The sequence below is a fragment of the Methanolobus sp. WCC4 genome (assembly GCF_038022665.1).
Taxonomy (GTDB): Archaea; Halobacteriota; Methanosarcinia; order Methanosarcinales; family Methanosarcinaceae; genus Methanolobus.
In genome coordinates, this window is the sequence record NZ_CP150629.1 from 1,988,323 (window position 1) to 2,011,498 (window position 23,176).

Annotated in this window: 25 protein-coding genes and 1 pseudogene; 16 read left to right on the top strand and 10 right to left on the bottom strand. The window is 38.9% G+C overall.

The window, feature by feature from the left end; translation table 11 throughout:
- Positions 1–81: 81 nt before the first annotated feature.
- The 3 genes and pseudogenes from V7O63_RS09545 to V7O63_RS09555 all read left to right on the top strand — a co-directional run.
- Positions 82–1,161 (top strand): annotated as a pseudogene (locus tag V7O63_RS09545) (hypothetical protein); the annotation flags it as partial.
- A 43-nt stretch (positions 1,162–1,204) separates the two neighbouring features.
- Entirely contained in the window at positions 1,205–1,669 is a 465-nt protein-coding gene (locus tag V7O63_RS09550; protein WP_340818256.1) for a PEF-CTERM sorting domain-containing protein, read from the top strand.
- Between the two features lie 75 nt (positions 1,670–1,744).
- Positions 1,745–2,221 (top strand): SdrD B-like domain-containing protein, encoded by a 477-nt coding sequence (locus tag V7O63_RS09555; RefSeq protein ID WP_340818257.1) that lies wholly within the window; start codon positions 1,745–1,747, stop codon positions 2,219–2,221.
- A 74-nt stretch (positions 2,222–2,295) separates the two neighbouring features.
- Here V7O63_RS09555 and V7O63_RS09560 read toward each other — a convergent pair whose 3' ends face one another.
- The gene (locus V7O63_RS09560; protein ID WP_340818258.1) at positions 2,296–3,732 is read right to left on the bottom strand and encodes a TrkH family potassium uptake protein; all 1,437 of its coding nucleotides are present in this window, start codon (positions 3,730–3,732) and stop codon (positions 2,296–2,298) included.
- Between the two features lie 252 nt (positions 3,733–3,984).
- Here V7O63_RS09560 and V7O63_RS09565 point away from each other — a divergent pair, with 252 nt between their 5' ends.
- From V7O63_RS09565 to V7O63_RS09595, 7 genes are all read left to right on the top strand, one after another.
- Positions 3,985–4,848 (top strand): HD domain-containing protein, encoded by an 864-nt coding sequence (locus V7O63_RS09565; RefSeq protein WP_340818259.1) that lies wholly within the window; start codon positions 3,985–3,987, stop codon positions 4,846–4,848.
- 86 nt (positions 4,849–4,934) lie between these two features.
- A complete protein-coding gene (locus V7O63_RS09570) occupies positions 4,935–5,309 on the top strand; it encodes a VOC family protein (protein ID WP_340818261.1) in 375 nt (124 codons plus the stop codon).
- A gap of 71 nt (positions 5,310–5,380) precedes the next feature.
- Positions 5,381–5,755, top strand: a complete 375-nt coding sequence (locus V7O63_RS09575) for a VOC family protein (protein ID WP_340818262.1) — start codon at positions 5,381–5,383, stop codon at positions 5,753–5,755.
- A 174-nt stretch (positions 5,756–5,929) separates the two neighbouring features.
- Entirely contained in the window at positions 5,930–6,721 is a 792-nt protein-coding gene (locus tag V7O63_RS09580; protein ID WP_340818263.1) for an MBL fold metallo-hydrolase, read from the top strand.
- Between the two features lie 267 nt (positions 6,722–6,988).
- Positions 6,989–7,252 carry a 2TM domain-containing protein gene (locus V7O63_RS09585; RefSeq protein WP_340818264.1) on the top strand — a complete coding sequence of 88 codons (264 nt, stop codon included), beginning with the start codon at positions 6,989–6,991 and terminating at the stop codon, positions 7,250–7,252.
- Positions 7,253–7,506: 254 nt separating this feature from the next.
- Complete coding sequence (locus V7O63_RS09590; RefSeq protein WP_340818265.1) at positions 7,507–8,076, top strand: pyridoxamine 5'-phosphate oxidase family protein; 570 nt, start codon at positions 7,507–7,509, stop codon at positions 8,074–8,076.
- A gap of 90 nt (positions 8,077–8,166) precedes the next feature.
- Positions 8,167–8,316 (top strand): CRISPR-associated endonuclease Cas1, encoded by a 150-nt coding sequence (locus tag V7O63_RS09595; protein WP_340820832.1) that lies wholly within the window; start codon positions 8,167–8,169, stop codon positions 8,314–8,316.
- Positions 8,317–8,646: 330 nt separating this feature from the next.
- Here the strand turns inward: V7O63_RS09595 and V7O63_RS09600 are convergent, their stop codons facing one another.
- From V7O63_RS09600 to V7O63_RS09610, 3 genes are all read right to left on the bottom strand, one after another.
- Positions 8,647–9,219 (bottom strand): acetate uptake transporter, encoded by a 573-nt coding sequence (locus V7O63_RS09600; RefSeq protein WP_340818266.1) that lies wholly within the window; start codon positions 9,217–9,219, stop codon positions 8,647–8,649.
- On the bottom strand, positions 9,204–9,428 hold the full coding sequence (locus V7O63_RS09605; RefSeq protein ID WP_340818267.1) for an acetyl-coenzyme A synthetase N-terminal domain-containing protein: 225 nt from the start codon (positions 9,426–9,428) through the stop codon (positions 9,204–9,206). Before V7O63_RS09605 ends, V7O63_RS09600 begins: the two co-directional genes overlap by 16 nt.
- A 360-nt stretch (positions 9,429–9,788) precedes the next feature.
- On the bottom strand, positions 9,789–10,538 hold the full coding sequence (locus tag V7O63_RS09610; RefSeq protein WP_340818268.1) for a class I SAM-dependent methyltransferase: 750 nt from the start codon (positions 10,536–10,538) through the stop codon (positions 9,789–9,791).
- A gap of 163 nt (positions 10,539–10,701) precedes the next feature.
- Between V7O63_RS09610 and V7O63_RS09615 the strand changes: the two genes are divergently transcribed.
- From V7O63_RS09615 to V7O63_RS09640, 6 genes are all read left to right on the top strand, one after another.
- Positions 10,702–11,535, top strand: coding sequence for a helix-turn-helix domain-containing protein (locus V7O63_RS09615; RefSeq protein WP_340818271.1), 834 nt, complete (start codon positions 10,702–10,704; stop codon positions 11,533–11,535).
- Between the two features lie 315 nt (positions 11,536–11,850).
- A complete protein-coding gene (locus V7O63_RS09620; protein ID WP_340818272.1) occupies positions 11,851–12,288 on the top strand; it encodes a MarR family transcriptional regulator in 438 nt (145 codons plus the stop codon).
- Between the two features lie 8 nt (positions 12,289–12,296).
- The gene (locus V7O63_RS09625) at positions 12,297–13,529 is read left to right on the top strand and encodes an MFS transporter (protein ID WP_340818273.1); all 1,233 of its coding nucleotides are present in this window, start codon (positions 12,297–12,299) and stop codon (positions 13,527–13,529) included.
- 417 nt (positions 13,530–13,946) lie between these two features.
- Positions 13,947–14,723: a dienelactone hydrolase family protein gene (locus tag V7O63_RS09630; protein ID WP_340818275.1), complete on the top strand. Its 777-nt coding sequence runs from the start codon at positions 13,947–13,949 to the stop codon at positions 14,721–14,723.
- Positions 14,724–14,954: 231 nt separating this feature from the next.
- A complete protein-coding gene (locus V7O63_RS09635) occupies positions 14,955–15,740 on the top strand; it encodes a winged helix-turn-helix domain-containing protein (protein ID WP_340818277.1) in 786 nt (261 codons plus the stop codon).
- A 156-nt stretch (positions 15,741–15,896) separates the two neighbouring features.
- A complete protein-coding gene (locus V7O63_RS09640; RefSeq protein WP_340818278.1) occupies positions 15,897–16,436 on the top strand; it encodes a hypothetical protein in 540 nt (179 codons plus the stop codon).
- Between the two features lie 22 nt (positions 16,437–16,458).
- Here the strand turns inward: V7O63_RS09640 and V7O63_RS09645 are convergent, their stop codons facing one another.
- The 6 genes from V7O63_RS09645 to V7O63_RS09670 all read right to left on the bottom strand — a co-directional run bounded on the left by V7O63_RS09645 (position 16,459) and on the right by V7O63_RS09670 (position 23,075).
- The gene (locus V7O63_RS09645) at positions 16,459–16,857 is read right to left on the bottom strand and encodes a hypothetical protein (protein ID WP_340818279.1); all 399 of its coding nucleotides are present in this window, start codon (positions 16,855–16,857) and stop codon (positions 16,459–16,461) included.
- Positions 16,858–17,468: 611 nt separating this feature from the next.
- Positions 17,469–18,896 (bottom strand): preprotein translocase subunit SecY, encoded by a 1,428-nt coding sequence (locus V7O63_RS09650; RefSeq protein ID WP_340818281.1) that lies wholly within the window; start codon positions 18,894–18,896, stop codon positions 17,469–17,471.
- Positions 18,897–19,297: 401 nt separating this feature from the next.
- Entirely contained in the window at positions 19,298–21,955 is a 2,658-nt protein-coding gene (locus tag V7O63_RS09655) for a hypothetical protein (protein WP_340818282.1), read from the bottom strand.
- A complete protein-coding gene (locus V7O63_RS09660; protein ID WP_340818284.1) occupies positions 21,952–22,281 on the bottom strand; it encodes an HNH endonuclease in 330 nt (109 codons plus the stop codon). The genes V7O63_RS09655 and V7O63_RS09660 overlap by 4 nt, the downstream gene beginning before the upstream one ends.
- A 15-nt stretch (positions 22,282–22,296) precedes the next feature.
- Positions 22,297–22,935 carry a hypothetical protein gene (locus V7O63_RS09665; protein ID WP_340818285.1) on the bottom strand — a complete coding sequence of 213 codons (639 nt, stop codon included), beginning with the start codon at positions 22,933–22,935 and terminating at the stop codon, positions 22,297–22,299.
- Entirely contained in the window at positions 22,932–23,075 is a 144-nt protein-coding gene (locus V7O63_RS09670; protein WP_340818286.1) for a hypothetical protein, read from the bottom strand. The genes V7O63_RS09665 and V7O63_RS09670 overlap by 4 nt, the downstream gene beginning before the upstream one ends.
- Positions 23,076–23,176 lie beyond the last annotated feature (101 nt).

Here is a 23,176-nt window from a genome sequence, read left to right on the forward strand (position 1 = left end):
CAAAGTCTATAATCAGTTCTAAAGAGAAACTATACCAGCACATCAAGATCAGAGAATAATGGGTTCATGGGGGTCACTGAAATGAAATTAAAATCAATTTGTTTACTTGTAGTTCTGACATTGATTACGATAGGAACTGCAAGTGCCACGATAACAATCGAAGTCTATGATGGGAACAACTGGCAGCTGTTCGGAGAGGAGGAGTTTGAAAGTCAGTCATATCCTGATCATCGATACACTACAAAAATGATAGCATTGCCTTTTGCTACTACAGAAGTTCGTTTGACACAGAGCGGAACTGACACTGCTCATTTAGATGGGGCACTTCTTAATGGGAAAGTTCCCCTCAGCGTTATGGATAAAAGTATTAACACTGAACTGAACGCTGCTAAGCTTGCACAGGCAGACTACGATGTAATAGATGCAGCGTCACGTACGATCGAAATTTCTTGGTCCGATTCGGGAACATGTCTGGTTCTAACGGGTATTGAAGAAGACTTATTTGGTGTCCCATTTTTGTGGCCCCTGGAAGGTTATGAATATACACTTGGTGGACCAGAAACATTTTCTCAGTATTTAGTTCCAGCCTCAAGTCATCCTGCAAGTACATACTATGCAACATTTTCAGCTACATCTGAAGAATTGGTCGTTGATCTGGATGCCACAGGAGATAACACTCTGGACCTTGATGGAGATTGGGCAGAACTTCATATAAGCACCCCGGATGGTGTTAAGAAATTCAGAATAAGCAATGCTATGAAAGACTGGGGAACAAGTACTTTTGAATACACAAACAGAGTAAACTGGGAACATAAAACATACCAGTTCAAAATCCCATTTGAGGAAATAGGTAAATCCCAGGGGGATAGCATACAGTTCCAGATAAGTTATTATGGAACGTCAACAGGCCATGAGAATGATGCAGATTCGGATGGATGGGATGATGTTGATGACAACTGTCCATTTGTATCCAACCCGGGCCAAGAGGATGAGGATAAAGACGGTGTAGGAGATGTCTGCGATATTTGTGAAGGGTTTGATGACTCAATTGATTCAGATGGGGATGGAGTACCGGACGGTTGCGATAGTAACGGAGTGATTCCAGAGTTCCCGACCATTGTACTTCCTGTAGTTGCAATACTGGGTCTGGCATTCATATTCAAGAGGAGAATGGAGTAGTTTGTTTGATCATGGGGGAATTAAAATGAGTATTAAACAAAATATGATATTCTATATGGGCGTGGCCTTGATACTTCTAATGATATTTACAGGGAATGCTGCTGCCAATGGAGAGGCATTGTACAATATAATTCTAACTCAAGACACTGATACTAACGAAGTTGGAACATCTCATACTGTTACAGCAACTTTGTACTATGCAGGTAATAATGCAGGAGAGGATTGGGGTGTGACATTTGAAGTATATGGGTTCAATCCCCAGACTAGTGGTACCTACTATACGGATGGAAATGGACAGGCATCTTTCACATACACGGGAAATAATGCTGGTGTCGATACCATTGTTGCGGTGTCCAATGAGTTCGGAACATCTAATACACTTACAAAAACATGGACTCCCAGGGAAGAAATACCTGAGTTCCCGACAATTGCACTACCTGTAATTGCAGTTATTGGTATTGCATTTGTGCTAATGAGGCGAAGGGAATGATTTCTTTAATTGTGGGGAATATGTATGGGAATCAAACAAAATATGATACTTTCCATTTTTATTTTTCTGTCAGTTTTGTTACTGCTTATAGGAAATGCCACTGCCGAGAACATAGGGGATCTTGTATGGGAAGATATGAATCGTAATGGCATACAGGATGCAGGTGAACCTGGCATTGAAGGTGTATCAGTGGAGCTTCATTATAATAGCACCGGATCACTGGCTTATTCTACTACAACAGTTTCCAATGGATACTATCGTTTTGATATAGACCACGGAGAAGCCTGTAATGAAGAATTCTATGTGAAATTCATCTCTCCTTCCGGCTGGGTGTTCACCACTCCCCATGCAGGAGCAGATGATACATTGGATAGTGATGCAAATCCTTCAAGTGGAGAAACTGATAGTTTCGGGAATCTCTGTGATACAAATGACTATACACGGGATGCGGGCCTCGTCCGTGAGGAAAAAATACCAGAGTTCCCGACAATTGCACTCCCAGTAGCTGCAATACTGGGTCTGGCCTTCTTCTTCAAGCGCAGGAAGCAATAGAAATAATTAACTGGAGGTATTTTGCCTCCATCTCTTTTCTCTGAATATCATCAGACCATAAACCAAATTATCCTTCAATGCTTCCAGAAAGCCGGTGTCAGCAGCACTATAACTGTGAAGACCTCAAGTCTTCCAATCCACATATTGGCGATGAGGATCAGCTTCCCGGGGTCAGGTATGTTATCAAAACTGGCCATGGGTCCTACTAGACCAAGACCCGGTCCGACATTTCCAAGTGTTGCAATGGAAGCGCTAAGGGTGGTAATGAAATCCATCCCCATCATGGAAAGCAGGGTTGAGCTGGCAGTGAATATGAGGATATATATCACCAGGAAGGACACTATGGACTGGATGATCTCTTCAGGAACTTTTTTACCATTAAAGCGAATCGGTATGACAGCTTTTGGATGGATCACATTGAGAAGGACCTTCTTTGTGTATTTTAGCAGAAGGAGCAAACGCACCACTTTCACTCCGCCTGATGTGGAGCCTGCACAGCCTCCTATGAACATTAGAAGGAAAAGTATGAATCTGGGAGAATCCGGCCAGAGATTGAAGTCCACACTTGCATAGCCTGTTGTTGTCAGAATAGAAATGACCTGGAAAATACTGTACCTGAAAGCGTCGGTGATAGAATAGACTTCGGCTCTGAAGAGCTCATAGACAAGAACAAGAGTAGCAGATACGATTATCAAAAAGTAGAACTTGAATTCCTGGTCCTTTATCAGGCTTTTTCTGTCAGTATGTATCGTTTTGTAATGGAGGGCAAAGTTTGCTCCCCCAAGGAACATGAATACAACAAATATCCCCTCTACCAGGGGGTCACTGAAAGCTGCTATGCTGTTAGCATAAGGAGAGAAACCAGAGCATGAGATGGATGTGAATGTATGGGTGATAGCATCATACGGAGTCAATCCGGCGATCATCAGTATAATGAATTCTGCAACTGACAACAAAATATAGACGAGCCACAGGATCTTGGCTGTCTCCCTTATCCTCGGACGAAGTTTCTCCTCCTGAAGGCCCGGTACCTCTGCACGGAACATCTGTCTCCCAGCAACGCCTAGTTTTGGGAGGATCGCAACGAACAACATGATAATCCCCATACCTCCTAGCCATTGGGTCAGACTTCTCCAGAAAAGCAGGCTTTTGCTATGGCTTTCTATATCAGGAAGCGCAGTCGCTCCTGTAGCTGTCACTCCGGACATGGATTCAAAAAGGGCATTTATCGGGGGTACGCCTTCAAGCATGTAAGGACAGGAGTAAAGCAGTGCTGCAATGAGCCAGGTCGATGCCACAATGAAGAATCCTTCCTTTAGATTCCATTCATCTTTCTGTCTTTTGAACAATAATGTCAAAATATAAGCAATGATCACAGCGCTGACAAAAGGAATGACAAAGATATGCAGGGGTTCCCCATAATACAGGGCAACGATCAACGGTATGGTCAGAAATCCGGAAAGCAACCAGATAATAGGACCCAATACTCCCAGGACTACCCGTGATCTCAAACCTGTCATACCTCCCACATTGACATTGACGTCTTCAGTTCTTTCTCCACGAACACAGAGTTACAGACAAAAGGACATTTCTCTCTGTAAGTCCTCATATTCAGCTATTCAGCGGAGATTGCGATGTAAATGATCCAGCATAATATACGTTGTGCTAATGATTGATATATTAGTATCCTAGTATCCTATATATTCAAAAGACCTGTAAAGTCAGCACAAAAGCCTGTACACATCGGTAGGGGAGTTATCATCATGAAAATACGCGAGCTTATCAGCCAGTATTGCAGCAATACTGAAAAAAAAGGAAATGGGATCACTATCTATACAATCGATGTTCCCGAACCCATAGAGACACCTGAACTTTTCAGCTATATGGATCATCTGTCAGAGGATCCCTTCAGAAAGATCTGGGCCAGCGATGCTTACAGGATGATAGCAACAGAGATAGATGGCAAATTGACCGTTTACGAACACGTAAGAATGGCAAACTACAGGATACAGTTGAATGACCTTCAGGAAAAGTATGAGCTACACAAGGAGGCAGACCTGGCAGAACTTGCTGATGCCTTCGCATTTGCCGTTGGTGCACACAAATACGATCAGAGGAAATCAGGGACTCTGTATATATCGCATCCAATGGATGTAGCGTCCACGCTTCTCAAAGAGAATGCATCCATTGAACTTGTTATGGCAGGATTGCTCCATGATGTTGTCGAAGATACCGATGTAGACATTGAAACAATAGCAGATAAATACGGTCAGCAGGTTGCTGACTATGTGGATGCTGTAACCGAGCCTGAAGAGCTCAGAGAGCCCGCGACCTGTGAAAAGGTACAGACCTGGAAAGAAAGGAAGGAACACACCATAAGAATGATGGAGATGGCTGACAGTGAGATCAAACTCCTCTCATGTGCAGACAAACTTGCCAATATCAGGGACCTTCTCAGCGAGCTAAGGATGAATGGAGAAGACTTCTGGGATAAGTTCAATGCACCTAAGAATGAACAGGAGTGGTATTACCGCTCAATGCTGGAAGCTTTCGCTACGGGGCCACAGAACATCGCAAATACCCGTGCATATCGAAATCTCAGGGAATGTGTGGAAGAGCTGTTCTGAATTCTACATTTTCCCTCTGCATTTACATTCTGTTTTCACGGCAATTATATATGGAATTGGTCCCCAGTTGAGTTCGGGGTATAAATATGGGCATCAATAATTTGTTTCCGGTCACAATAACAGATAAGATCGGGTTGTGTAAAGATTTCTATACCGAATATTTTGCGTTTGAGGTTATCTTTGAAGCTGAATGGTATATTCATCTCAGGAACGGATCAGGAATAGAGATTGCATTTATGTTGCCTGACCTGGAAAACCAACCAGATTTTTTGAATGAACCATTCTCAGGAAAGGGAATCGTACTTTCTTTTGAGGTTGACGATGCTAAAGTTGAGTACGATAGGTTAAAAGGATCAGGAGCTCCTATAGTTTATCATTTGAAGGATGAAGAATGGGGACAAAGGCATTTCATGATAACTGATCCTGCAGGCATGATCATTGACATTGTTCAACAATTATGATCTCCCCTGGGTTTCTGGTTGTTGATCTGTAAAAAGGCTGTGTGTAGAAGATCGAAGGTGATGAAATAAAATTGGAAATAGACATGGTAGTTGAGGATGCAATTGGTGCAGCTGATCACTATGCAGAGCTGTTTGGAGCTATGATCCTGTCAAAGACCGATATGGAAAAGAACCTTAATGAAGCCATTCTGATAATCGCAGGTACAGAGATCAGGTTGTTGAATGAAAATAAGGACTATGACCTATTTTCGCCTAACAGTGATATGAGCAGTGCTATGTGGATAAGTTTGACTGTTGAAGACATCGAGAGTCTCTACGAAAAAGCACTGGAAATGGGTGGCAGATCAATTCAACCAATTACCGAATACAAAGAGATCAATGTAAAAAATGCGGTCTTTGAAGACAAGTTCGGTCATGTATGGGTTTTGAATCAGGTTTTGGTTTGATGGTTGATTGTGTCCTGTTCTTAATGGAAGAAGATGGGATTCTCTAAGGCTTGAAGGAGGGTGAATTGACTAAAAGTTTACCACTGCCGGTAGACGATATTGTGACTTTTTTAATTTTAAATAATTGCAACAATTATATGTACAGTGGTGATCGAGTAATTATGGGGGAGTACTATGAAAATTAAATATTATCGTTACAATTCTTTTACTATCGAGAATAAAAAAGTAAAAATTGTAATTGATCCAGGTAGAGATCTGCTCTGGTATAAACTTAACAGTTTAATTCCCAGACCAGAATGGGAAGGAGTTACTCATATCTTAGTCACTCATGGAGATCCCGATCACTTTGTTTTCACGGTTCCCATGGCAAAAAAGTCAAAAGCACAGGTCATTTGCCATGAAGAACTTGCAGAAGATATTGCTTCTGAAAAAATAGATTCAGTTAGATCAATTGATGTAGGCGAGGTTATTGATCTAAAGGACTTTCAAGTCAAAGGATTGAAAGTAGTACACGGTCCTTTAGAAGCTAAATTATTATTTGGCCTGGTAGACATTAAAGCAGAAAAACAGGTTCATAGTCATGGCACGATCAAACTATTATTTGGATTGATAAAGCTTGAAAAGGATGACATTGATTTTGCTCGCGGTTCAATGGGATTTAAAATAACAATTGATAATAAGATCATTGTCAACCTGGGAGACTCGCTTCCTCAAAAAGAATGGGAGGGTTTAGAACCAGATATATTGATGATCCCTATTGGTGGAGGGATGAGCATGGATCAGGAGGAAGCATTGGAGGCCGTGAGATCAATGGCACCTAAAAAAGTGATACCCTGCCATTACAATAATGATCTCTTATGGCAAAGGAACTTCTATCCTGCAGATGATCAACTGTTCAAGAGAGAGGTCGAGAAAATGGGTATTGAATGTACCATCATGGAATATGGGGATGAGATCGAAGTTTGATATGGTATCACAAGGTGACTACAAATAAATGATCCATTGGATCCGTGGAAAGTTTCAATCCATCAACTATACTACATAGTTTTTGAGAATGGCATTTTTACGAGATACCACATCCCTGAATATATCAACGATTATCAGGTTTTCCGAGCCCTGTACTTCATAGACCTCGAACCTGTATTAATCTGGTTCATTTAAGTTTTCTATCTGCCACCTCCAAAATACTAATTAATCAATCCTTCATAGTATAAAATGGAGAGGCGATATTAAGTGGAAGAGAAAGACACGAAATTATTACGTGCACAGGCACGGGTAAAGGAACTTAAGAACTTCTACAACCATCTGATACTATACCTGGTGATCATGGCCCTATTATTTTTCATTGACTATTCTGATGGAGGAAACTGGTGGGTCCAATGGCCAATCATCGGATGGGGGATCTTTGTAGTGATACAGGGAATCAATGTGAGTAAATTCGGAAAGAACTGGGAAGATAAAAAGATCAAAGAGATCATGGAAAAAGAAGAAGACTGATCTCAAGACTCCTCCCACTATAGGTACATCGCATTACATATAATCGAAGATGTTTGAATAAGCATCGCTATTGTACAAACATTACGGAACCTCTTTTTTATTCCCCTTTTATTCATATATCACTTAATTAAAAAAGAGAACACTGCTAGCTTATTCAGTAATAATGTTTCATAAATAATATAGAATATAAAAAACAACCTTATAATGTGCAAGTATATGCATGTTACTCATGCTACTTCAAGGAGAGTGCGGGAATGCCTGGCAATTTACCAGAAACTAAGAAAAGCCGTGGATCAATACAGAAAGAAACCTATTCAAATGGTATCAATGAGATGACTGACGAATTGCATGAGAAGATCATCGAGATCGTCTCGTCCTGTAAGGATATGGCGATCTCCACCGTGCGGGAAGATGGCTGGCCACAGGTGAACACCGTCAGCTTCGTGAATATGGGACCAGACATTTACTTTGAAACCTCCAAATACACTTCGAAGGCGAAGAACATAGCACGTGACCCTCGAGTTTCGATCGCCATCTGGCCTTTCTATGAGAGATTCGTAGATGGATGCGGTATTTCGCTGGCCGGATACGCCGAAGGAGTGAACGACGAAGCAGTGGCCAGGGAGTTTCACCGCCTGTTGCTTGAAAAAACGCCAGAACTTGCGAATATAACCGACAACGACGGTAACAAGGTCTTCCCCGACCCCAATATGATCCTGTATCACATCCGTATGACCATGATGTCTGTTCTCGACTTCTCAAAGGGGTTCGGACATGCCGACCTCGTCCTCTTTGACGACAGCGGTAATGCGAGTAGAGCCTGATAATTCCAGATGAATTTTATTTTGAATCATGGATTGATTCGAGCCGGAGAGCAACAGGAGCAGAGGGCATGGTTAATGCTATGCTTAACTATGTATGCTCTCCTTGAAGCTGAATGCCTAAGAGCCTTTAATATAGCAGGTCTTGATGCTCATGTTGGATTCTTACATGAGATGAATCCTGGTTTTCATTGTTTGTCTGTTCTTTCTTATTCAGGAAAGATGAAACAGTTTTCTGGATGAATGCTATTTCGTCAAGTGAGAAATACATGAAGACAGTCTCACCAGTATGACGGTTGTATTTCCTGATACGTAACCATCTGTCAGAATAAGAGCTTATACGGGTGTAATTTTCACTATTACAGTGCATAAACTCCTTTTCGTTATCACATATCTCCATATTTGATTAGAGTTTCAGATCAAACTTATACTTATGTTATATATTTTGTATAACTGCAAGTGTGCTATAGAGCAGTATATAAATGTGGTATTTTTGGGAACTTTGTTTGCAAATAAGAGAACAGAACAAGCTTTTAAGAGAGCTTGCCCTTGAATATATCATTAGCTTTCCTGTTATTCTCCCAGTGGCAGAATCGTTCTACCGAATTTTTCATTGATCACTTCAGCCAGAGCCAGATAGATCGCACTAAAACCACAGAAGATACCTTCGTAACCAGCAAACTGTTTTATGGACCCATATCCTGTGAACTCGGCTATTGCCAGCAGCAGGAATAGCAATGTCAATGTTGCAAAAACTATCTGTAAGGCTCTGTTAGCTTTGAAAGTTCCTATGAACATTCCAAAAGTGAACAGTCCCCACATGAACAGGTATGCAGCCATTTCGAGCGCGCCTGGAGCCTCTCCCAGACCAAATTGAGGTGCTATGACTATAAAGACAAGAGTAAGCCAGAACATTCCGTATGAAGTGAATGCTGTTGTCCCGAAGGTGTTGCCTTTTTTCCACTCCATAATGCCTGCTATCATTTGAGCTATCCCTCCATAGAACAGGCCCATAGCCAGGATCATTGACCCAAGTCCGAATAGTCCTGTGTTATGTAAATTAAGTAATACCGTGGTCATCCCGAATCCCATCAATCCCAATGGAGCCGGGTTTGCTGTTATGTCCTTTATCAAAGTTTCATCCATACTGATACCTCCTGAAATTTATTATTAATGACATTATAGTGTAATTTGAACCAACCAAGTTCTTCTGCAACACTGTCCCAGTGCTTTTCAGGGTCCTTAAGAGATTCACTATAAATCTTTTCATAATCCTGTATCCAGGAATTTTCCTTTGCTGATGGATCAGGATAATAGTTTTTACTGTCCAGTTTTACGTCAAAATTATCAGACATGTTCTACTTATTCCTAACTATTATTCATTATATATTTCACATGACCTGACTTTATCCCAGATCAATTGAACTCAGCTTTGGAACCATACAACAGAACCCGGCAGCTAAAAATGCAGCTATCGTTATGGATATTGATGGGACCAAGTAAGGAAGAGATAATGAAACCAGAGGTTAATAGTTCCCATCCATCACGAATAATGATGATAAATACATTTATCTCTTGTGGTCCCTGATCATGCAACTCATTGAACGAAAATGATAGCATAAAAAATATGATACAGAAGTAATGGCAAGCTGCGTATAAATATGACCTGCTTTTATGAGCAAGTCACTACGCATATACATTTTTAAATACCGTTCTTATTTATTCTTCTGAAAAATGTAGAATGCATAACCATATTCATCCGGGCGTTCCCTGAAGAGTTTTATCTCTCTTCTGTTAAATTCAAGTATCATTTCTGCTTCGGTGTTCCCTTTATATTTATCGCCGATATCATCGACCCTTTTTTCAAGGTGGTCGTAAAACTCATGCCAGACTGAAACTGGCAGTTTAAAGTGGTCAATGACATCATATCCTGCTGCTGTGATTACTTTCTCAGTGTCAGGTATGTTCATTATACCAGGATATATTTCCTGCCAGAATTCAACAACTTCCAGAGAAGGTTCGTCCGTGAACCATGTGTTCTCTGTAATTGCCATATAGCCACCACTACTAAGGAACTGTTTCCAGTAGCTGATCCCCTTTTCTAAACCAAGGATAAAGATGGAGCCTTCTGCCCAGATCACGTCGAATTCTCCTGCTTCAAAGGGAAGTTCATCCATGGAAGCACAAACTGTGGTAATCCTGTCTGCAACTCCTTCTTTAGCTGCATTCTCCATCAGTTTGTCCAGAAAAGGCTGGTAAATGTCAGTTGCAGTGATGTGACAATCCTTGCAGATCTTCGCAAGATGTATTGTCTGCATGCCTGCACCACATCCAATATCAAGGATCTTAGTGCCTGCTGGAAGGGAAGAAAGCATATTAAAGGCTTTTTCAGTACATTCATTACTACCCGGACCCTGTCTGGGTAATCCATCAAATATCTCAAAGATTGGTGATTGCGATTCCATATTTGTCCCTGTACTCATCATTTATTTTGCCTGACATGGATATATAATAAAGTCAATATGACTTTTTGACAATTATAATTTTATATGTTCAAGCAGTGATTCTTAATATCACGCAGAATACATAACAATTTTACTTTGCGATAAACTCAGAAGTAGTGAAAAGATGGATGAAAAGTTGCTTGCAAATATCGGTTTGAACAAATATGAAAGCACCGTTTACTGGACGCTTTTGAAAAAAGGAGAGCTGGAAGCAAGTAAATTATCACAGTTATCACGGGTTCCCATTGGAAGGATCTATGAGATCTTGCGGAATCTGAACAAGTATGGCCTTGTGGAGATAAAACCTTCAAGGCCACGAAAATACAGAACTGTTGATCTGAAGATCGCTTTTGAACTCATGTACAAAAGAAGAGAAGAGGAAGCACTCAATGAGCTCAAACTACTCAGGGAAGCACTTGATGAGATCGAACGGCAACTTTCCAATGACGATTCACCAAAGCATGTTGAAACAATATTCTGGCCCGACAAGTTCCATGATGATGAACTAAAAGAGACAGTTACTTCATTTTTTGAGGATATTGAGCACGAAATATGTGTTGTTACTCCCCTTAAGTATAAGCCAGGAGTATCTGATCAATATGATGATTCAATGTCGATATTCAGCAGGGCGTACTTAGATCTGGCACAACGTGGAATTCATGTTAAGATACTGGATTCCCACTCTCAACTGTTGCCGTCAATAAAAGAACTTGTTGATCCAATTGAAGATGGATCAGTAAAGGACCACTTAAAGGAGTTCCTGGAAATAAGAATTCTGGAAACTGAGCATGATTTCGTGATCTTTGATTCAAAGACCCTCTTCCTTGATATTGAAGACCAGATCGATACGGGTACCAGTCTCGGTATGACGCAAATCCATGATGAGTCATATACAAAGCGTTTCAAGGCTAAATTCGAAGACCTCTGGACTAAGGGGAAACGATTCGATCTTGCATGAACTGGTCCAGGCTACAATCTGCAAGAGCCATTCAGATTCCTTTTTGATATGTCTGTAATCAGCCTTATTGAGTCCAATTGAGGATAATACGGACTTTTCAGGACTGAGAGCTGATTCACTCAGGCTCAACCTTCAGGAGCTAAGAAGGTTACTGAGGACTTTTCACGAGAAGTACACATCCAACTCTATACTAAAGTTCTGCAAGCAATTAGTTGCATCAGCAACTATATATCTGATAGAGATGTATTCAAGCGAAAATGGTTGCATCTGCAACTAATTGTCCTGAAACTAACGACAATCAACAAGGGTGTACAAATGCATGACAATAATTTCAGCGGGAAGTTCATCTCATATCTCCACCGATACGGACAGATCTATATTGATAAAAAGATCGAACCATATGGCATAGGAAGTGGACAGTTCTCTTTCCTTGTGCGATTGTACCACGAGGATGGTGTCAATCAGGAATGTCTTTCAAATTACCTGAAGATCGACAAGGCCACTACTACGAGAGCTATAAAGAAACTCGTTGATGAGGGCTATGTTCTCAGAAAGACAGATGAAAAGGACAAACGGTCTTACCTGATATTCCTTACTGATAAGGCGAAAGAGCTGGAACCTGAGATGAAAAAGATAGCTGCAGAATGGGAGAATATCCTCTTCTCGGGTTTTGATGAAAATGAAAGAGAAGATATCGTGAGATCACTCGAAATTATGTTCAGGAACGTATCCGAAATAATGCAGGATAAATAGGTCTTACAATGGAATTTAAACGAACGCACCTTCTAATGCTTTGTGTCACTGCCTTTTTTGCAATGGCAGGGAGTGCTATTTTAGCACCGGTGTTGCCAGAGATGGTGGCACCTCTGAATACAACATCCCATGAGATCGGACTGATGATATCGGTCTACACGATATCGACAGCTATTTTCACTCTGGTGATCGGCCATTTCATTGACCGGGTGAACCGCAAGCGTATACTTGTTCCATGCCTTGTATTATATGGCCTGATGGGACTTATCAGTTATTTTGTCTCTGATCTGCAATCACTTCTTATCATGAGGTTCATACAGGGTATTGGTGTAGCAGGAATGATGTCTTTGTCCATGCTGATCATAGGGGATGTGTACAAAGGTCATGATAGTTTACATGCAATGAGCAGGGTTAGTATGGCTATTGCCATTGGAACGGTATCTGCCCCTCTTATAGGCGGAGGGCTGGCAATTCTGGGATGGAACTATCCATTTCTTTTCTATGCACTTTCACTGCCATTCGCTGTTCTTGTAATATTTTTCCTTCCTGAAACAAGTGTAAAGAAAGAAAATGATAGCCATAAAGGTATAATTAATGTACTTCCGGCACTCAGGGATCTGCGAATACTATATACAGTCTTCCTGAGCTTTGCTATCTTCTTCCTGTTATTTTCAGTGGTTATCTACATGCCTTTTATGCTTAAGGCTACATTTGCTTATACAGCAAAGCAAGCAGGATATGTATTGGCTTTCCAGGGAATGGCTGTTATTATAATGGCATCCCGTGTAAAGGTCCTGGTCGCAAAGTATTCGATGATACAGGTTATTACCGCCGGTTTTGCACTTGTCGGACTGGCAATACTCTCTATTCCATTTGCAAATTCAATTGTAACAGTTCTTCTTCTAATGTTGATATTCGGGGCAGGCTATGGGCTTGCTCAAACCACAAATGATGCACAGATAATTCGTATCTCTCCTCCTGAATCAAGAGGAGGCGTATTATCTATGCACAATACTATGAAGTACACCGGTCAGAGTCTTTCACCCATAGTGCTAGGTGTAGTCCTGCTACATTCTAACCTTGACACGGTCTTTATGATATCAGGAATCCTGGGTTTGCTTATTGCTCTGACAACATATCTGATGAAGGGGCAATTTGAAAGAACAGATGATGTACATGTCAAAAATACGAAAATATCATTGCCGTATTCAGCCTGTCCTGAACCGCTGGATGATAGGTAGTTTGATTAAGAGATTTGAGTGAAATACAGGACAATTGTTTCTGACAGAATAGTTGATCAATGGTTGGGTAATTTACCTACTCAGCCATATGAACTTTTTTAGAAATAATGAATCTTTCATCTGCTGTAACGTAATCCCATAACCCTAAAAGTAAGGTTAGAGTAGAGTACATACTAAATAAATAAAGGACAGTAACCTTAACAGGTTGCTTCCTTATCCTACATTCACACCTTCCTCCATAGTGAGCACTCATTATTTTTCCACGAATTAAAGGCGATAGAATAAGATCCAACGACATAGGAACTTTGACTTTGTACCCGGAATATGATCTGTCATAGCAAGGCGCATCGTAGAAATAAGATAGTAACTTATATTTTATGTGGGGTTAAAATGAGGAAATTAATACTTTGTCTGTTAATGATATTATTTGTTAGTTCATCCGGTTGTATCAATGATACAAATGAAGTTGCCAATGAAATGACAGATAATACTGAAGAGCTAACAGGGTCAGGAGATTTTCAGGTAGAAGGTACGGAAGTAATGATCATTAGCGCTAACCTGAGTTATCCTACGTACGTTGCAGCACCTATAACTGAAGACAGAAAACCGGCAATAATCCTGATACACTCATTCAGAGGAATGGAACCAGGATATATCGAACTTATCGACAGGTTTGCTTCTGATGGATATGTGGTAGTGGCTCCTGAGTGGCAGAGCTTTGAGACATCCCCATCTGATGAAGTTGTAGAACAATTGATAAGGGATTCTGTTGACTATGCAAGAACAAGGTCTGATGTAAATACCGACCTTCTTGGACTGACAGGCTTCTGTGCAGGTGGAAGATATACTATGCTATTACTTCCTGAGATCAAGGATTTCAATTCCGGGGTCGCATGGTATGGTTTCCCATATTCAGGAGGAGATGAGAACCGACCATTTGCACCTGCTGATGTGATAGAGGGACTTGATGCTCCCATGTTGATCATCCACGGGACTCATGACCAGCCCAGCAATATATCGGATATCTACAGATATTGCACTGAACTGGATAACGCCGGCAAATACTTTGAATTGAAGGTATATCAGGGTCAACCACATGGTTTCATGCTTGAGGATGGCCAGCTTTCACAGAGTTTTGAAGCCGAGGATGCTTACTGGCAGATGGTTACATTCTTTGACAGGACATTGGGCTAAGTGATCGATCTTTATCACATTGAACTTTTGACCTGCTTTAAATTCTTCAAGTTGTACAAATACGAAGGAGATGAGGAAGGTATTGGGTCATTTAGGTTGAACAATTGTGTCATAGGAATATTATATGTTTAATTTTTAAAAAAAGATATTAATAAATATGAATGAGATATATTATTAATTAATTTAAGGTGATGTATGCAATATTAGTGGCCTGGATAGGATGTGAAGTGAATGAAGAAACCATTGCTGGATGTTGTATTTAGTTCTAGAAAAAGAAGAGATACACTTATACTGTTGCAAGAAGCCCCTCAGGAAATGGATTATCTTCTTAAGTCACTGGATACAAACAGACAGGCTTTACTACCCCAAGTTAAGATTTTGGAAAAACATTATCTTGTTACTAAATCTGATGATGTTTATGAGTTAACTAAAATTGGTAAACTAATTGTTGATGAAGTGAAGCCTTTGTTGGACACAGTAAGTGTCTTTGATTCTGACATTGAATACTGGGGAACCCATGACTTGAATTTTATTCCCCCATACCTTTTAAAGAGGCTTCATGAGCTTTCTCCATGTAAGGTGATCTCTAAAATCTCTCCTGCCCAGCTATATGAACCAAGTGAGAATGTTATCGAAAAAGCAAAGCATTCTAAAGTTCAGACATCTGTAACCACATTTCTTTTTCCCAACTTTGCATCGATACTTAAGGACTTCACTAAAAACGGAGTTAAGATGCGTTTGATAGTTACCCAAAAACTCCTTTCCAAAATAAGAGATGAGATGGAGGAGATAAGATTCCTATTAAATAATGGTAATCATGAAGTATTCCTGTACTCCAAAGAAATGAATTTTGCATCTTTTGGTACTAACGATTTTTGCTTTATGGCGAGGGCATTAACTAAAAAAGGAGAGTACGATATGAAATACATAATGTCTTGCGAACCTTCTGCAATTCAGTGGGGAAATGAACTATTCGAATATTACCTGAAAGATTCCATTCCGATATCTGATGTATGATGTTTTTCGAAGTATCATACATTGTATATTTTTCACATGTGATTGGATTGTAAACCTAATACTTATTTTATCTATCTACTTGGACATTACAATGACCATGCAGTTATCTCTAACCTTACAGTATCAACTGGAAATATTCTGATACGCTTCAAGAAAATGAACGAAGGTAATGAATTTTCTGAACAAATCAAGCCTTTTAATTTCATGTTTGTTGGTAGTGGTGCAACAATCAATGAGGATGGGGAAAAGGTCAAGCCTGTTGCTCCTTACAATAATAATCCACAGGTTGCTATTGAGCAAGAGTTCATAGACTACAATACAGGAAATGAGCTACAAGGAAGGGAATACTGGAAGCCATTAAGTGATGTGTTTCTTGATTACATAGACCATCCTGAAGCCAAATTTGAAGGAGACATAGGAGTACTGCAAAGGAGACATCTTACTCCTACTGGATGCGTGTATATTGGTAAGGAAGCCAACAAGGTTGAAATGCAGGAACTTGAGAGCAATACTATTGAGACGTATCATGATATTGAAAAGATAAGAGAGTATGTACTCAATCTTACTCCTGCTGAAGCTAGGAAAATAGGAATAAAATATAGGAGTACTCTTAATAAATTGAAGGAAAGGGTAAGAGAAGGGTATTTTAATATGAATACGAAGGAGATGAGGAAAGTATTATCCACAAAAATCTAAAAAATGAAAAAAATAGTATCGTTTATGCCACGACACTAAAAGTACCATCACGACTGTATGAGTAACTGGTACCAATATATGTTACCACATGCCAGCGATAATCATAACCCGGTGGGAATAATGCTTTATCATATTCGTAATTTGATACCGTTACATATTCAGTATGTTGTATGGGCACCCAATTTTCTTGACCCGATTCTGAATACCATATACCAATTGTGTAAGAATCTGCATTTTTAACATCAGTCCAATCAAAGGTCAAAGTATCTCCGAATGAGCTATATGATATTGTTTTTGTAGGAAACAGTAACCTTGCTTTTGGAACCTTCTTTTCACCAGGTACAGCTTCTGCTACAGATACGAGCACTAACGAAAGTGCCAGAAGTACACCTATTAATAAGTAAATCTTTTGTTTGTTCATTTACCATTCCTCCAAATTATACAGAGAATCATCTACATCTATAGAGACTACTATTAAGAAGGCAGGACATGCCAAGAATCAGCACATTCAAAAAAAGAGGCAGTGACGCCTTACCAATCCCCACAGATCAATATGAACTCCCATGTGTAATTCGTATTTCTTTGTATATATACATTTGCAAATAATTTCATATGATTTATAAAGATATATATTTTTAGTATAATATTAATTACGCTGTGAACAGTAAAAATAATAATGCAAATGAATCAATACAAGATTAATAATATGTGTTAGTTAATATAATATTGCCCTGATGACAACATGAAATGATAAAACTAAACTATTATAATATCCAAGCTTTATTATTATACAATCATTTGAAATTTTATAGCGTACACTTTTTTCGCCTTGTATATATCCCGAAGCGCAGGTGCGGGGTAATAGTAATAGCCAAAAAACGCAACGATTTTAATTTTGAAGAACAATCATAAATAAATAATTAATACTATTAACAAAGATATATTACCATAGACACTATCAAATTTTATGACAATAATATAGATTATATTCTGTTAGTTCAACTTTTTAAGGTTGATTAGTACCAGTTATCTTTATTCTACATCATCGTTTTCAGGCGGAGTTCTTTCTGGAAAAAAGAAATTACGCAAACGGGGTGGCAAATCTAGTGTTTGAGCGTTTTCAACTTCTTTATATATTTTTATGAGTATTTGTATTGCTATCAATAAACCTACGACGTCGTTACCAACGATTCCAAAAAAAGAAGAAATTAAAGCAAGAAGGCCTAAAATGATTCCTCCCCAAACCGTGACTGTTGGAATATACCTTGCCATTACTTTTTCTATCGAACCAATATTTCGTCTGAATCCAGGAATTTGATAGCCAGAATTAAATATTTTACGAGCAGTTGGTCTTGCTCCAATACCTCTTGTTTCAACCCAAAAAAGAGAGAACAATACACACCCTCCAACAAGGAATACAGCATTAATAAATATTTTAATAATTAACCCACTTATATCTCCTTCATTAAACATAAGCATTGGAATCCATTCTGAGGCACCACTTAATGGTTGTAAATATTTAAAAAATACAGGTAAAGACTCCACCCCTATGTTACCCCTTAAAGGATGCCAATTTGGTACTACATGTATACTAATTTCACGATTATAAAGAAAAGAAAAAAATGAAAATAAGAATATTCGCAGACTTTCCACTAGTGCAAGAGGAATTGAACTAGCATAGATTAATCTAACTGGGAACCTACCACGTGCCCCTCTAACTGCTGAGTGTGCTAAGGGTATTTCAATTTTAATAGAAAATATGTAAATATATATAAAGAACATTATAATGGTTCCAACCAATGGGATAATTTTACTAGTTGCCACAAAATACTTCAATTCATTTTGCTTCATAAGCAGGCCGTTTTCCAAAACTAAAGAATATATTCTTGGAAATGTTCCTAAGGGCAAGCCATCTATTATTTTAGGATTGAATAAATCAAAAAAGATTGAAATCGAAACACCCGCAATGATAAACCAACCAACACCATTACCAATACCCCATTCATTAATGATATCAATAAAAAATTCAACAAGAATAGCACCAACAACTAATTGAGCAACTAAAAGCACAAGCATAGAAAAGTCACTAATTCCTAATGAGGCAGCCAAGTCTAAATTTGGTTTTATTTGAGTAAAGGTGACAAAAAAAATTGCTTGAACCACTGTAAAGATTAAGAAGCTTGATTTCGATAATTCTTTAAAATAATATTCATCTGCTGGGTTAGACATATCTAATTTAATGTAATTATTAGCAACTAAAGCTTCAAGAATAAATATTTCACCAATTAATGGGAAAATTCCTAATGTCAATAAAGATCCAAATGAACCCCCTATCAAATTACGAAAAGGTTCTAAATAATCAGTCGATTCACTGGACAAACCAAAAAGAGGAACTTCTGATAATAATAAATAAATAATAAGAACACTGATTGTCCACATAGCTTTTTTATTAAGTCTCACGTGACCTTCTGGGGACGAAATTCGTGGATAGTATCGTGAAATGTATGGTGAAATAAATTCTAAAAACATTCCTAAATATTTAAGTAACAAATCTAAAGGATACGATAAAACCTTACTAATTTTGATAATACATTTTATTATTAGCGATAATGTAAGCCTTAGTATATCAAAAAAATAAACATAAATATACACTAAAATAACATATAGAGTAATGATTACAGTTAATGTGAGTATACTGAAGAATAGAAAATAAAACATATAATCATGTAAAAAAAGATGCAATCATTAATAAACTTTTATATTTGTTCAAACGTATATAGGAGACTGCGTAGAATGCATCCTTTGATTCAAAGTAGTCACCGTAATCATTTTCAGGCGGTTTACGATAAAAATAGTAAGCATCAAAATACACTTACTAATTTCCTCACCTCCTTTGTCCAGAAATTGAACTTCCCACCACTCAAAATCCTGTCCTTCATCCTCTTGAGAGTGCTCCTCTCCATAACTCCATATCCCCTTGCTTCCTCTGGAGTCATAGCCAGTATCATTTGCTTGATACCTTCCTCATCAATGAAGGTCTGTGCTCTCTGAAGCTCTAATTCCTCTTCATCAATGTTGTTGGCTTCCTTTCCAATGTAAAGGATACCATCCGCATGAATGTGTCTCCTTTCCAGAAGTCCAATATCACCCTCAAACTTATGTTCTGGGTGCTCTGCATACTGCAATATGGTTTTACTCAATGACTTGAAATAGTGTGACCCTTGCATGATTTCACCAGTTTCATAGTCTATGAATGGTTCATGAACTATCTTTTGTGGATTGTCACAAAAAGGAGCAAGTGGTTTTATCGCTCTACCATTCTCCTCAACAGCCTGAAATCCCACCAGACAGAAGTTGAAAGGTTTGATCATCTCCTTCCATGATTTGCCTTTATTGAGCTTCTTGAACCTGTTCCATACATTAGGAGTGCTAACAGCAAGCTTTGAGATAGCATACATATTGCTGTATTTTTCCACAATATCTCTGGAACTGATCATATCATATTCTAATTGCAAAAGGTCTTCCCATATTTCCTCATGCCAATCCCCTTTTCCATCCTTTGAGAATGGATTTGTCAGGTGCCCTAATCCATGCAATTTGAAATCCTTGAATATGATTTTATCTTTCCTGAATTTATACAATGGATAGCGTTTAGATGAGATTCCATAAAACCAGTAATCCACCTTTTCAGGCTTTAGCAGTGGAATATCTAGGTTATAGGGATTTAGAGGTTGGAAATACTCTGTAATTTCCTCTGCATATTCAGGAGGAACAAAGATAGAGTCAGTATCCATATAGGAGTGTCTAGCCCCTAATTCCTCTACTTTTGCCTCTGCCATTGCCAAAAATAGCTTTGAACCAGAGGTAATCATAACAGCCAGTAGAGGATGATAGAAGTTACCTGGCTTTTCATACCTATTCTGTGAGGTACTGAAAGAATCGAGCCCATAAACCTCTATGTCACTTTTCCTGTCCTCTGGATTAAGCTCAATGAATATCCCGTAGCTCATAGCATTAACAAGAATCTTGATTGCCTGTGCTCTGCTCTTTAGCTGTTGATACTCTGGACTTTCGGAATCAATATTCTTCATTTCAATCTTGATCTTCTGTCTTTCCTCGACAAGAACCTGAACAAGATTATCCTTTTCAGGATCAATATCAATTCCAAGTATCTGTGACTTTCTTAATCCTTCCTGAATGCCTACTGGAACAAATCTGACAGCTTCAACAATCTCCGGAACTTTGCCAGTGAGAATTACAGAAGCTATGACATCAGGTAATGCATACCATAGTTCATGCGCTGAGGACAGATAATTGACACCAACATTAAATGAACCATTATCTTCCTTGTAATCCATTCTCACAGGTAGTATATCACCATCGGGACGAAGCTTAACCATTACAACAAAGTCTTTCCAATTATCCGCATTTTGCAGATACCCAAGATTAATTATTTCCAGTAGCTCTCTGATTTCCCCTGTTACATTCTGTGTTTCAATGTAGTCTGCAATCATAAGATTCCACAGACCCATTACCATTGTAACCGTTGGATACATGCTTGTAAAATCAAGAGTTGTAACCTTTGTTGGAACTTTCCGATTTCTGCATTCACACCTACCACCATAATATGAGGTCATTATCTGACCCTTCATATTATCAGGGAAATCAAAATTCTGCTCACTCAACGGTTTAATTCCCAACTGTTTCAAAGCGTATTTTCCAATTGATGCATTGCTGTATATCTTGGTTGGAGGAACATCAATATTGTAGAGATCAAGCTCCTTGATCAATCCCTCATATACATCAAAAGTGCTCTCTACATCCTTTATCAGATAATCAAGATATCTCTTGGTGATAGTACCGTGTTTAATATCCTTCATCTTCTTGTGTCTTGTATCAAGTAATTCACAGGCTTTTGCGAGCGATATATGATTTTGTTGAAGCAAGACAGTTCCAAGGGTTTGAGCATCTAGGAAATGACCTGAAAAATAATCAGCTCCTTGATTGTACATTGTAGTGAATTTGAAGCTGTTAGCGGCTCCAAGTTTCCTGATCACAACAGGAGGATTATGCTTTTTCTTGGAAAGTGTGAATGTGAATCCTCCTCTGTTCTTCCCTTTTGATGGATTACCAAACATTGCCAGTCTGCTTATATCAAAAGCAAGATTGAAGCCTACACAAAGTGATTTTAATCCAAAGACCTCTGGATAAAATACACCATCTACAAACTCTTCATGGCGATATAACTCAATACAATGCTTTTCGGAATAATCTTTGAGAATCTTTACTTCTCGATCATTAAGCATTGATGGGTCATAGAAGAGTCCTTCATACTGAAGGTAACCTTCATGATATTTCTGGAAGAAACCAACCTTCATATTCTGATACTGATCTATTGTGGTTTCAGTATCGAAAACAAATACATCCTCATGCTTTAACTGGAGGTTACTGTTGTAAAACTGATTGGATTGGGAATCTTTAGCTTTAACAGTATATCCTCTTACAGCAATCTTGCTCATATTAGATCAACCTCCAGACCTATCATACGAAGCTGCTTACCCATTCCTTCCAGTAACGCACCCATAGAAACAAGAATAAACCTTATGTTATCCTCACGTGATGCAGTGCTTGCTCTTACCTTGCGGGGTAGTTTGTTTTGCTGTTTTGTTATTTTGAAATGACAGTTCTTGCATAGTGGAACGGTCTCTTCAGAATTGTTCCTTCCGTACACGTGGTGTAATTCTATCACATTAGGGTCATCTTCTGCACACTCGATACATCTAAGTGCTGTTTTTCCTTCTAATTTCTGTCTCTTAATACTTCTTTTTGATATTGATTTATCCATAGTTACCACTCCTCATCATACATAGCGTTCTTGAAAATCATGCTCTACCTGTGCTTCATCAAGCTCGTAAAGTCGTTCTAATCGTGTTTCAAATGAATGTTCATTACCTTCAGCATCAACAAGTTTGATATTATCGAACTTTTTCAACCGAGATGTATCACCATCTTTTAGGGTTTTCTCGACTGCATCAAAGTATTCGTTAATCAGGTAACGGTCTTTGGAGCTTGTTGTTACTATCGTTGTATTGCCAGCGTTTCGGTCATAGAACCTCATTTCAGCCTGAATACTATCTATTTTTGTAACTTTCCATCTTCCATTCTCTTTGTACAGATAACGTCCTAGATTCTTGATCGCATCTTTGTTGCTCATTCCAAGCTTTTTTGTCATCTGCTCAAGACTTGCTCCTTTTCTCATAGCTCTCAAAATCTGGAAAGAACTACGTCTATCCGTCTTCTGAAGAGATGTCAGTGTTTCCCATTTTGCTTTAGAAAGGTCATAATCACTTATTTTGAGGTCTCTGAGTTGCTTCAGGCTCTTGTCTGGAAACATCTTGTGTTTCCTGATGATCTCCTTTGCATACCTGGTATCTCTGGGCATAGCTTTGAGCCATTGACCATAGGTTCTGAAATCCTTGGAGAATTCAGGTCTGGTCACTTCTCAGCCTCCCAGAGTTTCATTAGTGCTATCCTGACAACTTCAGCCTGAGAGCATCCAAAGTAATCTGACATCAATACGAGTTTCTCCTTTAGGTACGGAGATAGTGTGGTTAATATTCTTTCGCTTTTGGTGGTCATAATACGTCACCAATAACCACTATGCAACTCATAATATCTGTACAGAATATGAGTATAAGATTAGGTATAAATATGATATAGTTCTTATATCAGCTAGGGTA